A 13,597-nucleotide genomic window follows, 5' to 3' on the forward strand; every position below is an offset into this window, starting at 1 on the left:
GTCTGATTTTTCTATTAATTTGGCACACTAAAATGTTATGATAGGAATAGATTTCAAGAGAAAGTAGTGAAGAACATGAACTTTAGACCTTGTATTGATTTACATGACGGGAAAGTTAAGCAAATTGTCGGGAGTACGCTTGGATATGATAATAAAGAAGTCATTGAAAATTTCACATCGGATCAAGATGCCTCGTATTTCGCTTCATTATTCCAGCAAAATAAACTAACAGGCGGACATGTTATTATGCTTGGTCCTGGGAATGAGGAAGCAGCAATTCGTGCATTACATGCATATCCAAATGGACTGCAAATTGGTGGCGGCATTACTGCAGAGAATGCACAAAAATATATCGAATCCGGTGCATCACATGTCATTGTCACTTCATATATTTTTCACGATGGATTGCTTGATCTAAATCGATTGGAAAACTTAGTTGAAAAAATCGGGAAAGAACATCTTGTCATTGATTTAAGCTGCCGCAAGCGCGATGATAAATGGTATGTAGTAACAGATAAATGGACAAAATTCAGTGATTTTGAAGTAAATGCACAATCGATAAAAGACATTGAAGCATATTGCGATGAGCTGCTTATTCACGCAGTGGATGTTGAAGGAAAACGCGGAGGCATGCAGGAAGAATTAGTACGTGATTTGGCTGAATGGACAACGATTCCAACAACATATGCTGGAGGAGTTCGTTCGCTTGATGATTTAAAAAAGTTTGAAGCCATTTCAAACGGTAAATTACATGTAACGATCGGGAGTGCACTGTCCATATTCGGTGGGGATTTGGATTTCCAAACAGTTGTTAATTACTGCGAAGGCATAAGTGAATGACGTCATAAGACTATGAAATAACGTGAAGAAAAGGCTGTTATAGGAAGTTGTTTACTTTCCCAAAACAGCCTTTATTTTATATATTGGACATGAGTCGTTTCGCAATCATTTGAAATTCTTCCGGACCGATTCCCGGAGCAAATTCTTCCGGTAATTCGTCTAAATCCGGCATTTTTGCACCCTTTGGCATTCCTTCCTCTACAATGAGGGGAGCATTCGTCCATGGATGTGGTCCTTTCCAAATTTTATTGATATCCTGATAATCTCCTACGTAATTCCACGTAAACAGTACATTTCCATATCCTCGATCTTCATACTTCCGCGCATGATCAAATACATGATTATCAAGGCTAGGTATCGGAAGCATCTTCGTTACATCCAATCCTGTTGCCATCTCAATTGCTTTTGCATAAGCAACAACATGTGTTCCGCCGCGTACTAATAAATAGCCGATCATTTCACGTGCTGTTGGATGATCAGTCATTTCATATACACGCATTTTATGAGTACGTGCTCCACATTCCAAAAAGAAATTATGCAGTAAATCAAGCACTAAATTTCCACTTGAAAATACATATTCGCCATTCCATGGTTTCCCCATCGAATCTACAGGTAAAGATGTTTGTGCAGATGCAATAAAACTTTGTGTATTGCGCATATTTTTAGCGTTCATCATCGGAGCAAGATTCGGGTTTCCGGAAAACGTTGTATCTTTGCTTAATAAATTGATGGTAGTGGCAACGAGTTCAACATGTCCAAACTCTTCTGCTGTAATACTCGCAACTAAGTCATAAAAAGGCTTTAGTTTTTTCTTTCCTCGGAAGTTGAACGACTGATACATATAGTTATTGAGAGTCGACATCTCCCCGAATTTCCCGCCTAACAGTTCTTGTACAGCACTCGCTGCATTTGCATCACCATATTCAACTTGTGGTAAATCAATTGCTAAACGATTAACGCGTTGAAACAATAAAGCACCCCCTAATTGTCATAGTAAGCTTATGACAATTAGGGGGTGCATAGACCAAATCATACTTTATTTTTTCAAAAACGGCATAATCGATACAATTTTATCAATCCGAATATAAAACGGTGTTTGGCAAACATCAAGCACAATATAATCTGGACAGATAGCTGCTAGAACTCCTTGTTGAACTCGATTCCCATCTTGTTGTACCGCAACCATTTGACCTAAATAATTTTGAATTGCTTCCAACCAATAAGCGTTAGGAAAAGTACTCATTTGAACCAAAAAATCACTCCTTTGTATGCATACTGTACAATATGCTTTCAAGGAGTGATGCGTTCATTGATTATTTAGCTTTCGACTCAATAGTAATTGTAACTGGTCCGTCATTAATAAGTGCTACATCCATCATTGCACCGAAAACGCCTGTTTCAACATGTAAGCCATGTGCTTTTAATTGTTCATTAAAAGCATTCCATAAAGGCTCAGCCTGCTCTGGTCTTGCTGCTTCCACGAAGCTCGGTCGTTTTCCTTTACGTGTATCAGCATATAAAGTAAATTGGGAAATGGATAAAATGTCGCCGCCAACTTCCAGTATAGAACGATTCATTTTCCCTTCATCATCTTCCCAAATGCGCAAATCAGTAATCTTTTTTGCCACATAGGCAATATCCTCTTCTGTATCGCTATGTGTAATGCCGACTAACAGCACGTAACCTTTATCAATGGCACCAGTTTTCTGTCCGTCCACTGTTACCGAAGCCTGTTTTGAACGTTGTAGTATTACTCGCATAACATAACCTCTATCTATAAATTAATTAATGACACGTTGTACCGAATAAATATCCGGAAGCTGCTTTATTTTCTCCACTACTCGATGAAGCCCTGAAATATTTGTAATCGCTATTGTTAAATGGATCGTAGCAATCTTTTCACGATCAGCTCTACCTGTAACTGCTAAAATATTTGTTTTCGCTTCACTTACTGCGTGCATCACATCATTTAATATACCAGGACGATCAAACGCAGAAATCTCGATATCTACCGGATAATCTTTGCGTATTTGTGTACCATCATTTTCCCATTCCACTTCAATAAGACGTTCTAAGTTGCCATCTTCCTGAATATTAGGACAATCAGCTCGGTGTACCGATACACCTCGACCTTTTGTAATAAACCCGACAATATCATCACCCGGTACCGGCGTACAACAGCGTGAAAGACGAATTAATAAATTATCAATCCCTTTAACAATAACACCAGATTCAGTACGTTTTTTAGGTGTAGGATTGTTCATGCTTTTAACGATTTTTTCGAGCGCTTCTTCCTGTTCACGCTCTTTTCGCATCTTCTCAGCTAATCGGTTGACGATTTGTTGGGCTGTAATCCCGCCGACACCAACAGCTGCATATAAATCATCTTCATGTGTATAGTTAAATTTATCAATAACGCGTTTAATATTTTCTGGAGTTAAAACTACCTTCATATCAAACTCTTGTGCTTTTATTTCTTTATCTACAAGCTCTTTACCTTTAATTACACTTTCTTCACGCACATGCTTTTTGAAAAACTGTTTTATTTTATTTTTTGCTTGGGAACTTTGGGCAATTTTAATCCAGTCACGGCTTGGCCCAAATGATTGCTTTGAAGTTAAAACTTCCACAATATCCCCTGTTTTTAATGGAGTATCAAGAGGCACCATTTTGCCGTTAACTTTTGCACCGATAGTTTTATTTCCGACTTCAGAATGGACACGATACGCAAAATCGATTGGGACAGAGCCCGCCGGAAGTTCGATAACATCCCCTAATGGCGAGAATACATAAACCATATCTGAAAATAAATCGAATTTTAATGATTCCATAAATTCTGCCGCATTTGATGATTCGTTTTGGAATTCCAGGATTTCGCGGAACCACGTTAATTTTTGGTCTATATTTTCCTTACTTCGCTCGACTGTTTTGCCTTCTTTGTATGCCCAATGTGCGGCGATACCAAATTCAGCAATTTTATGCATTTCCTTCGTACGAATCTGAACTTCCAATGGATCACCATATGGACCAATGACCGTTGTATGCAAAGATTGATATAAGTTTTGCTTTGGCATCGCAATATAATCTTTAAATCGGCCAGGCATTGGCTTCCATAATGTATGGATAATACCAATAACTGCATAACAGTCTTTAATACTATCGACTAAAATTCTTACAGCCAATAAATCATAAATTTCATTGAATTGCTTCTTTTGAAGAACCATTTTCCGATAGATGCTATATAAATGTTTTGGACGACCATAAACATCCGCCTCAATTTCAACTTCCTGAAGTTGCGAATTAATTTCATCCATTACATTGTCTAAATAGGCTTCACGCTCATCACGCTTTTTCTTCATCAAACTAACAATCCGGTAATATTGCTGGGGATTTAAATAGCGTAATGCCGTATCTTCCAGCTCCCACTTCACTTTCGAAATTCCTAAACGGTGCGCTAAAGGAGCAAAAATTTCCAGTGTTTCCTGTGAAATGCGACGTTGTTTTTCAGCCGGCAAATGTTTCAATGTTCGCATATTGTGTAAACGGTCTGCCAGTTTAATTAAAATGACACGGATATCCTGAGCCATAGCGACAAACATTTTTCGATGGTTTTCTGCCTGCTGCTCTTCTTTTGACATGTATTTAATTTTCCCAAGCTTCGTTACACCATCAACAAGCTTGGCAACTTCTTCACTAAATTCATTCACTAAATCTTCACGTGTTACTTCTGTATCTTCTACGACATCATGTAAAAATCCAGCGGATACTGTTTCAGGATCCATTTGCAGTTCTGCCAAAATACCTGCTACTTGTACTGGGTGAATAATATATGGTTCTCCAGAGCTCCGGAACTGCTCTTTATGGGCTTCTTTTGCTACCTCATATGCTTTTACAACAAAGGTAACATGTTCTTCGTTCATATAAGATTTGACGAGCTCGAAAACATCTTCGGGCGCCAATATTTGTTCTTTCGCCATCATTAGTCCACCTGTTCTTTTAATTTTCGCAATAAGTATAACTTCAATTGTATAAAAGATAGCTACTAAATGTAAAGACACGCGGTCATTTAGTTTTGCAGAAAGTCGAAATTTGTAGAATTATTGAACAGCTAATAGCAATTAATTTCATTGAAAAAAAAACTATCTCACATAAACATGCGAGATAGTTCGATAATAAATTAATATTGAATTAATGTTTTAATCGGAACAGATCCGATTTTGTTACGGCCATTTAATTCTGTAAGCTCAATAATAAATGCAGCGCCTACAACCTCGCCGCCTAATTGCTCAATTAAGCGTACAGTTGCTTCTACTGTACCACCTGTTGCAAGTAAATCATCACAGATTAAAACCTTTTGACCTGGTTTAACAGCATCGTTATGCATTGTTAACGTATCTGTGCCGTATTCCAAACCGTAATCTGCAGAAATGACTTCACGAGGTAATTTACCTGGTTTACGTACTGGTGCAAAACCGATTTCTAAAGCATAAGCTACCGGACAACCGATAATAAATCCGCGCGCTTCTGGACCAACAATAATTTCTGCGCCAACTTCTTTTGCATATTTAACAATTTCATCAGTTGCATATTTGTATGCAGGACCGTTATCCATGATTGTCGTAATATCTTTAAAGCTGATGCCCTCTTTCGGCCAGTTTTCAACTGTTGTTACGTATTGTTTTAAATCCATTCTTCCTATGTCCTCCTCAAGAACTCAATCGTTCATTAAACCATTGTTTAAGCTCGCTGTATGTAGCATATACAAGCTTCTGCTCAAGCTCGATTTGTTGTGAACGCATTTTATATGACGGGGCTTCTGACAATGCTTGTTTTGGTACATTTTCATTTACTGTCGTCAGACCATTCTCTATTGTAACAAATCCTAGCTCAAAAAACACTGTTGTCATAAATTTAATTACTTCCATATTTAGGCCAATATGTTCCGACAATTTCTGAATGTGCTCATTTAAGTTAAAAGCAGGACGTTTTTTTAAGAAGCCATAATACCATTTGAAATGATCTCGTGTCGGCATTCCGTTAAAATAAGCAGATTGATCCGTATGGAAATGTGCATAAATCCGTTCAATCTGTACTTTATTTAGTATTTTCTCCAACAGTAAAAAGTTTTCAGGTAAATCAAGCAAAACAATATTTTTATGAAGCGTTAAGGGATTCACCTCATCTGTAAAGTGTATAATCTCTTTTGGAATCGCTTGTTCAAAGTGATCTTTCGTCTGTTTAAAAAACGCAATAAAATCCGTTTTTTCAATATTGACCTTCGCTACCCAATTGCTTGTTTGACTTTTTCCACGATAGTCATATAGTTGCCACTCATTAATACGTACATCCTGGACCATAAATTGCGGCTTTTTATTACCTTGCCACTCATTAATTTGTAAATCCCCTACTAAAGATAAAGCGATGCCATAGGATATTTCGTCATGTAAATAACCTTTATTAAAACCGATTGCATCTAATGAATTGTAAGCATCCTCCAACTCCATCTTCAAATGATTTTCAGCTGACCCAATTTTTCTAAGCGATTTTGCTTTCACATTTTGAATAGCAAAAATCGGTTTTGGAAATTCCGTACCAAAAGGCGCTAATTTACGTATTTCCTGTATTGCATCAACTGTAATTTCATTTAAATCAATAGGAACATCAATTTGCAATTTTTGTACCAGTTGCTCCTCCGATAAACATGCTTTAGCCTGTTCATTTAAACGTGTTCTCAAAGCTTCGACATGTTCAATTGGCAATGTCATACCTGCTGCCATCGGGTGTCCACCGAAATGAGGTAAAATATCGCGATTTTTCGCCAGTTCATTGTACAAATGAAACCCTTCGATACTACGGGCAGAACCTTTTGCAATTCCTTTTTCATGATTAATGGAAAGAACAATAGTCGGGCGATAATATTTTTCCACTAATCGGGAAGCCACAATACCAACAACCCCGGGATTCCATCCTTCTCCAGCAACTACTAAAACAAGCGATTGTTTTAAGTCCTCATTATTTTCAATCATTGAAATCGCTTCATTGCTAATATCCTCAACTATTTTTTTGCGTTCAGTATTTTTATCATTTAACTGTTTTGCAAGGTCATTTGCCTGCAGCGGATCTTCACTCATCAAAAAATGCACACCTGGCTCTGCACTTCCTAAGCGACCGATCGCATTTAACCTAGGACCAAAATAGAATCCTACAGTTTCTTCATTAATCTCTCTTTGATTGGTTCCTGACGCCTCACACATTGCTTTTACCCAAGGGTTTGTAGACTGTTGTAACGCTTGGAGACCTCGCTGTACCAAAAAGCGGTTTTCCCCGACTAGAGGTACTAAATCGGCAATCGTCCCAATTGCTACATATTCAAATAAATGATCAGGTATCTCGCCATATAAAGCATGCGCTAGCTTAAAGGCTACCCCCACTCCAGCAAGCTCTCCGAATGGATAATGTCCTTCAGGTATACGTGGATGAATAATAACATTTGCGTCTGGTAATACATCCCCTGGCTCATGGTGATCAGTAATGATAACATCCATCCCGAGCTCCCGTGCTACTTTCACTTGTTCGATGCCACTAATACCATTATCGACAGTTATTATTAAATTTACGCCATCTGCATATGCTTTTCGGAAAAGTTCTTCATTTGGACCATACCCATGTGTAAATCGATCAGGAATAACAAAGCTTACATCTGCCCCTATATCAAGTAAGGCATTCATTAACACAGTCGTACTTGTAATCCCGTCCGCGTCATAATCTCCATATACTAAAATCTTTTCCCCGTTCTCTAATGCTTCTTCAATACGAGTAATGGCTTCTTCCATTCCCGCCATTAAAAAAGGATCATGGTACTGACTTTCATCAATTTTTAGTAAGGAGGCTGCCTGCTCTGAATCTTCACAGCCTCTTGCAATTAAAATTTTTGCTGCGATAGATGAAATATTTAATTGTGAACTTAGTTGTTTAATAAGTTGTTCATCTTGTTCCTCTATTTTCCAAACTTTTTGTGATTGTATCATATATATTCACTTCCTCATGCAGTACATTATACCGAAAATCACGTGCGTTTCCTAAAGATAATTTCGTAAAATACCATTCTAATATAGGGTTTAGAAGAGATAAATTTACACTTAAAAAAGTGCTATCTAAAAGTTTATCACTTTTAGATAGCATAACATTGAAGAATTCTATTATTTTGTCCATTCTTTATTTGTATCATATTCATCCGGAATCTCTTTTACTTTTAATGTAGATTCATCACGCTTACGTAATTCCTCTTTTAAACGTAGAATTTCAGCATCCTTTTCATTTAACAAAACACGTGTATCATCCAGGTCTTTTTTCACTAATTTTGTTTGACGCTTGCTCCCTAACATTCGAAATGCCGAAAAACAAAAGCTAATAATAAATCCGACTAACACTGATCCTAAAATCACTAAAATTAATGGCCAATTGGCTTCTCCGAAAATATAGTTTACCGGGACACTGTCTACATTTACCGTAGCAAAAATAGCGATAATAATAGCAAAAATAAGGCCTACAACTAATGTCCATTGTATTTTCATAAAATGCCCTCCTTTAATGGTGTATCCATTAAATGTTATTCCTTATATCGTTTTAACGTAAACAAAAAGCATGCAATTTTGTCTTTAAACAAAATTGCATGCTTTCAATACTATTATACTTGTGGCTCGTCTGAACCCCATTGTTTTTTCTCTTTTTTCACAACAGATGTACCTTTTTTATCCATTTCACGGCATTTCAGTGAATACCAAACTTGTGCTGCGATACAGATAGAAGAATAGATACCTGTAACTAAACCAATTAATAAAGCGATTGAGAAGTTCTGAATTGAAGGAGCACCTAGGAAAATAAGTGCTATTACAACAACAATAACCGTTAATACGGTGTTAACAGAACGACCCATTGTTTGACGAAGAGATTTATTAACAATTAATGCCAGATCTTCTTTCGTCGTAATTTTTTCTTGACGATCAATATTTTCACGAATACGGTCAAACGTTACAATTGTATCGTTAATAGAATACCCAACAATTGTTAATACCGCTGCTATAAATGTAATGTCTACTTCCAAACGTAATATACTGAAAATCACGACAATAAAGAATACATCATGCAATAATGACATAATAGCACCAAGACCCATACGCCATTCAAAGCGAATAGCTACATAAATGATTATTCCTATTGCAGCTAACGCTAAAGCATACATTGCATTTTTGGCCAGCTCTTTACCGACCGTTGCTGAAACTGTACTTAAGCTTGGCTCTTGACCAAATCTCTCATTTACCTGTGCTTTAAAGTCAAGTACCTCTTGTTGCGAGAAGTCTTCTTTATAACGCATTACTGCCATATTCTGTTCATCGCCAGAGATGACTACATCGTTATTTTCAAACCCAATCTCATCTAAATAATCGATAACTTCCTGTTGTGTTAATGCTGTATCTGATCCAATTTCCACTCGTGTACCTTGAGAGAAATCAATGCCGAGATTCAGCTTAAATACACCAAGTACTACAATACCAACTACTAAAATGATTGTAGATAACGCGTAAAACTTTTTACGATTTCCAACAAAGTCTAGTTTATCGAATTTCGTAGTTAAATCCAATGAAGTAATTCCTTCATCAAGTGAATGTTGTTTTGATCTGTTAATCCCAAACCATGCTGGATTGTTGAAGTAACCGCTGTTTACAAGCAGACCTTGCAACATACGAGAACCCCAAACAGCTGTAATAAAGGATAATAAAATTGAAATAATTAATGTTGTTGCAAAACCTTTTACAGAACTTGTACCGTAATAGAATAATACTACTGCAGCAAGCAACGTTGTTAATTGTGCATCAATAATTGCTGATAAAGATTGTTTAGAACCCATTTTGTAAGCATCTTTTACAGAATGACCAACTCGTAATTCTTCACGAATACGTTCAGCTGTTAAAATGTTCGCATCTACGGCCATCCCGATACCTAATACAATTGCGGCAATACCTGGTAATGTTAATACGGCATTAATACCGTTAAAGACGATTAACACTAAATACGTGAATACCGATAATGTAATAATGGAGATAAACCCTGGTAAACGGTAGTATAGCAGCATGAACAAGAAGATTAACAGTACGCCGACAACGCCTGCAAGTACTGTATCATTTAATGCGTCTTCACCAAACTGGGCACCAACCGATGTTGAGTATATTTCTGTTAATTTTACAGGTAAAGAACCTGCATTTAATACAGATGCAAAGTTTTTCGTTTCTTCTACTGTGAAGTTACCCGAAATCATAACATCTGTTGTATTTAAAACTTGCGTTACTGATGCAGCTGATTGATATTTTTGTTCGCCAGGCGGCTTTTGACTTTCTGCAGCGTATGAATCTACGCCCTCTTCAAAATCCAACCAAACAACTAATAGGTTATTCGGAGCACCCATGCTCATTACTTTTTGAGTAACTTCAGCAAATTTTGATGCATCTTTTAAAGTTAATGTTACGATTGGCTGATTTTGCTGGTCAAATGACGCAGCTGCGCCACCTTCCTTTAAATCCGTCCCATCGAGTAAAATATTATCGTTTACATCACGGAATGTTAAATTCGCTGTACTTGATAAAAGCTCACGAGCAGAAGCTTGATCTGCTAAACCTGCAAGCTGTACACGAATTCGGTCTTCTCCTTCAATTTGAATGCTTGGCTCACTAACCCCGAATGCATTAATACGATTGTTTAATGCAGTTGTTGTATCTGCCAATACACTTTGTGTAATGTTTTGTCCATCCACAAGAGATTCCACTTCATACAGTACTTCAAATCCACCTTGAAGGTCCAAACCAAGCTTTACGTCGTCTAAAACCTTCTCTACCGTTGTGCCCATCCCTGTAAATAACAATGCTACTACTAGGATAAACGTAATGATACGGTTTGCTAATTTCATTAAAAAATCCTCCTCAATATCACAAGAAAAGCACTGTGATGTAAAACGTAAAAATAACTACAAAAATCTATGTATCTATAGCACAAATTTTTTATCGCTTTTTAAAAATAACATCGATACTTTAAAAAGCGCAACACTCTCATTATGAAACAGCTTGTGGAAACTGTCAAATTATTACTAGATAATTTGTTTTTTTATACTATACCTTTTATCCCTATTCTTTAAGAGGATGAAATAACCCTTGAAGCTCTTCCTCCGAAAGTTTTAATTTTAATTCATTACGTTTAAAATCGCTAATTTGCACATAATTTAGTACTTCTGAAGCGGTAGTGCCAAAAATGCCAGACGTTAACTCATGTAATCGTAAGTTCTGCACATCTTGTTTGCGCCAAACTTTGTCGACACAATATTTCCATAAATCCTGTTCTGTTAGAGCATCATATCCATAGTAATGGAATTCCTCAATTTTGTTCGTCAATATAAGCTGAACTTTTTCGTAAAGACTGAAAAATGGAATTTGCATTTCGATCACTCCTATACTTAGGTTTTAACTGCGATTAGTATTGCATACTTTATTGTATCTGAATGAAATTAAATTGAGAAGGGAGAATATTGAAGTTATTTGGGCTCATTTTTAAAAGGAACATTATTTTTAATGTTTGTCATATTCATTTCTAAATGTCTTGGGTTTATTTACAGAATGCAGTTTATGCGTATTGCTGGAGAAGAGGCTGTCGGACTTTATATGACAGCTTATCCGACCTTTATTTTTTTCATTTCTCTTATTCAATTAGGTATTCCCATTGCAATTTCTAAGCTAATTGCAGAATACTCCGCAAAAAGAAAAGTTGAACATGTTGCAACAATTATGAAAACGGCTATAAAAATTTCTGCTATTTCTATTATTTTATTTAGTCCATTCGTTTATTTTAGCATCCCGTATATTGCAAAAGTGCTATTACATAATGAAAATTTGATTTTCACACTTTATATTAGCATATTCACAATTCCAATCGTTGTATTTTCAAGTTTGATAAAAGCATATTTGCAAGGCTTAGCAAAAATTGCTCCTACCGCATGGGCACAGCTTCTTGAACAACTTGTACGAATTGGTCTAATTGTCGTATTATTACCGTACTTCATTTCTGAATCACCTGCCATAACAGCAGCTGCAGCAATGGGGATTACAGCAATTGGAGAAATCTTTTCTTTATTATTTTTGGCTTATTTCTATAAAAGGTCCAGTAAAGCATTTAAAAAAGGCAACAGCAACGGATCTTTTGCAAAACCGATTTTTAATATTGCGCTTCCATCAGCAGGCAGTAAATTATTCGGAACATTTACATGGTTTTTAGAGCCGATTATTTTCCTGAAAGCCCTAACTGTTTCTGGTTTAGCAGCAGGTGCTGCTACAACACTTTACGGAATTATTTCGGGTGTTCACATACCGTTGCTACTATTCCCGGCATTTATCCCAGCAGCTCTGGCAATTGTCCTCATCCCTGCAGTAAGCAGTGCCATGGCCAGCGGTAATTACACATTGGTGAATAAACGGGTGACACATTCTTTAAGACTGTCTTCATTAATTGGCTGTTTAGCCGCCTCTTTATTCTTTTTGCATGGAGATGAACTGACAATGGTTCTTTTCCATTTAGAAGAAAACCGTGGCTATATGAAAATATTGGCACCAATTTTTTATTTTTATTATATTCAAAGTCCGCTTCATTCAATTTTACAAGCAATTGATGAAGCTCAGGCTGCTATGATGAATTCCATTTATGGTGGTATTGGAAAACTTTTCATTCTGTTTTTCTTGGCATCACAGCCATCCATTCAGGAAAAAGGGGCAATTATCGCCATTGGTTTTGGCGTATTAATCACGTCTTTCCTGCATATTGCCTCCATTAAGCAACAGAAGAAAATCAATGTTGGCTTTAGATTCTTTTTCCTGCCTTACGGTATTTTCATCATTACTTGTATTGCTTTGCCATTGTTCACGAAAGGCATACCGTTATTTACTAGTTGTTTCGTTACTATTGGTGTCGTAATGTTATTACTATTCATTACAAAACAAATTCGAATTAATGATTTCCATTACATCCGATCAATTTTTTCGCGCTCGTAATTGGACAAACCACTTTTCATTTTCATACGTACAATAAAAAATGTCCCTTATATTGGGATATCCATTGACTAATAATTCATGCACCAGCCATTCTTCATCTTTTCCCATTATTTTCAAATGTCTTTTGTCAACATAACCATCCAGTATTAATGGCAAAATAAATCCACCTTGATCTTTTTTATAAACGGATAATTTACCGGACTGTTCCAAAAATGCATAGGCTACATCTTGTACAGAGCAGACTCCCTGTTCACGAAGCTGCTGGAGCAGATCATCTAGGTTGTATCGCTGTTTTTTCATTTCAGATTCACAAATCCAGCCATCTCTAATGACCATTGTAGGATCGCCTTCAATAAAGTCACGTAATCGTTTATTTTTTAATATAGACCAAGAGTTTAAATACTGAATTAAAAACAATAATATAATTGGTAATATTGCTTTTGAAAACTCTCTATGTATGTCATCTAGTGCAAGTGCCGCAACTTCAGCCATCAATACAAAAATCGCCAAATCAACAATGCTTAGCTCACCAACTTCACGTTTGCCCATAAGTCGAAATACAACAAGTAAAATAATATACAAAAGAACTGTTCGTATAATAATAATCATATAATCATTCATTTTCGCTCACCTCTTTCTTACATTTTAGCTTGTACAAAAATGTAGGAAAG

At 36.5% G+C, this 13,597-nt stretch carries 12 protein-coding genes; 2 read left to right on the plus strand and 10 right to left on the minus strand.

Annotation, left to right across the window (positions count from 1 at the left end; translation table 11 throughout):
* Positions 1 to 75 precede the first annotated feature (75 nt).
* Positions 76 to 840: a phosphoribosylformimino-5-aminoimidazole carboxamide ribotide isomerase gene (gene hisA / locus NYE67_RS13160; RefSeq protein ID WP_340728527.1), complete on the plus strand. Its 765-nt coding sequence runs from the start codon at positions 76 to 78 to the stop codon at positions 838 to 840.
* Between the two features lie 76 nt (positions 841 to 916).
* Here hisA and NYE67_RS13165 read toward each other — a convergent pair whose 3' ends face one another.
* From NYE67_RS13165 to NYE67_RS13205, 9 genes are all read right to left on the minus strand, one after another.
* Entirely contained in the window at positions 917 to 1,810 is an 894-nt protein-coding gene (locus NYE67_RS13165) for a manganese catalase family protein (protein WP_191700328.1), read from the minus strand.
* Positions 1,811 to 1,876: 66 nt separating this feature from the next.
* Positions 1,877 to 2,083: a YuzF family protein gene (locus NYE67_RS13170; protein WP_225223674.1), complete on the minus strand. Its 207-nt coding sequence runs from the start codon at positions 2,081 to 2,083 to the stop codon at positions 1,877 to 1,879.
* Positions 2,084 to 2,153: 70 nt separating this feature from the next.
* On the minus strand, positions 2,154 to 2,600 hold the full coding sequence (gene dtd, locus NYE67_RS13175) for a D-aminoacyl-tRNA deacylase (protein WP_191700330.1): 447 nt from the start codon (positions 2,598 to 2,600) through the stop codon (positions 2,154 to 2,156).
* A 21-nt stretch (positions 2,601 to 2,621) separates the two neighbouring features.
* Positions 2,622 to 4,817, minus strand: a complete 2,196-nt coding sequence (locus NYE67_RS13180) for a RelA/SpoT family protein (RefSeq protein WP_340728528.1) — start codon at positions 4,815 to 4,817, stop codon at positions 2,622 to 2,624.
* Between the two features lie 200 nt (positions 4,818 to 5,017).
* The gene (locus tag NYE67_RS13185; protein WP_191700332.1) at positions 5,018 to 5,530 is read right to left on the minus strand and encodes an adenine phosphoribosyltransferase; all 513 of its coding nucleotides are present in this window, start codon (positions 5,528 to 5,530) and stop codon (positions 5,018 to 5,020) included.
* Positions 5,531 to 5,546: 16 nt separating this feature from the next.
* On the minus strand, positions 5,547 to 7,868 hold the full coding sequence (gene recJ, locus NYE67_RS13190) for a single-stranded-DNA-specific exonuclease RecJ (protein WP_340728529.1): 2,322 nt from the start codon (positions 7,866 to 7,868) through the stop codon (positions 5,547 to 5,549).
* 171 nt (positions 7,869 to 8,039) lie between these two features.
* On the minus strand, positions 8,040 to 8,414 hold the full coding sequence (locus NYE67_RS13195; protein ID WP_340730274.1) for a LapA family protein: 375 nt from the start codon (positions 8,412 to 8,414) through the stop codon (positions 8,040 to 8,042).
* Positions 8,415 to 8,527: 113 nt separating this feature from the next.
* Positions 8,528 to 10,801, minus strand: coding sequence for a protein translocase subunit SecDF (gene secDF / locus NYE67_RS13200; protein WP_340728531.1), 2,274 nt, complete (start codon positions 10,799 to 10,801; stop codon positions 8,528 to 8,530).
* 214 nt (positions 10,802 to 11,015) lie between these two features.
* Positions 11,016 to 11,324 carry a post-transcriptional regulator gene (locus tag NYE67_RS13205; protein WP_340728532.1) on the minus strand — a complete coding sequence of 103 codons (309 nt, stop codon included), beginning with the start codon at positions 11,322 to 11,324 and terminating at the stop codon, positions 11,016 to 11,018.
* 132 nt (positions 11,325 to 11,456) lie between these two features.
* Here NYE67_RS13205 and NYE67_RS13210 point away from each other — a divergent pair, with 132 nt between their 5' ends.
* Positions 11,457 to 12,926 (plus strand): putative polysaccharide biosynthesis protein, encoded by a 1,470-nt coding sequence (locus NYE67_RS13210; RefSeq protein WP_340728533.1) that lies wholly within the window; start codon positions 11,457 to 11,459, stop codon positions 12,924 to 12,926.
* Here the strand turns inward: NYE67_RS13210 and NYE67_RS13215 are convergent.
* On the minus strand, positions 12,906 to 13,547 hold the full coding sequence (locus tag NYE67_RS13215; protein ID WP_191700338.1) for a DUF421 domain-containing protein: 642 nt from the start codon (positions 13,545 to 13,547) through the stop codon (positions 12,906 to 12,908). The genes NYE67_RS13210 and NYE67_RS13215 overlap by 21 nt on opposite strands.
* Positions 13,548 to 13,597: the final 50 nt, after the last annotated feature.

Origin of the sequence: Solibacillus sp. FSL W8-0474 (genome assembly GCF_038004065.1) — a bacterium.
GTDB classification, from domain to species: domain Bacteria; phylum Bacillota; class Bacilli; order Bacillales_A; family Planococcaceae; genus Solibacillus; species Solibacillus faecavium.

Coding starts and splice junctions, on each gene's coding strand:
- NYE67_RS13210 (WP_340728533.1), top strand. CDS start 11,457: ATGTTTGTCATATTCATTTCTAAATGTCTTGGGTTTATTTACAGAATG.
- NYE67_RS13170 (WP_225223674.1), bottom strand. CDS start 2,083: ATGAGTACTTTTCCTAACGCTTATTGGTTGGAAGCAATTCAAAATTAT.
- secDF (WP_340728531.1), bottom strand. CDS start 10,801: ATGAAATTAGCAAACCGTATCATTACGTTTATCCTAGTAGTAGCATTG.
- NYE67_RS13205 (WP_340728532.1), bottom strand. CDS start 11,324: ATGCAAATTCCATTTTTCAGTCTTTACGAAAAAGTTCAGCTTATATTG.
- NYE67_RS13215 (WP_191700338.1), bottom strand. CDS start 13,547: ATGAATGATTATATGATTATTATTATACGAACAGTTCTTTTGTATATT.
- NYE67_RS13185 (WP_191700332.1), bottom strand. CDS start 5,530: ATGGATTTAAAACAATACGTAACAACAGTTGAAAACTGGCCGAAAGAG.
- recJ (WP_340728529.1), bottom strand. CDS start 7,868: ATGATACAATCACAAAAAGTTTGGAAAATAGAGGAACAAGATGAACAA.
- hisA (WP_340728527.1), top strand. CDS start 76: ATGAACTTTAGACCTTGTATTGATTTACATGACGGGAAAGTTAAGCAA.
- NYE67_RS13180 (WP_340728528.1), bottom strand. CDS start 4,817: ATGGCGAAAGAACAAATATTGGCGCCCGAAGATGTTTTCGAGCTCGTC.
- NYE67_RS13195 (WP_340730274.1), bottom strand. CDS start 8,414: ATGAAAATACAATGGACATTAGTTGTAGGCCTTATTTTTGCTATTATT.
- dtd (WP_191700330.1), bottom strand. CDS start 2,600: ATGCGAGTAATACTACAACGTTCAAAACAGGCTTCGGTAACAGTGGAC.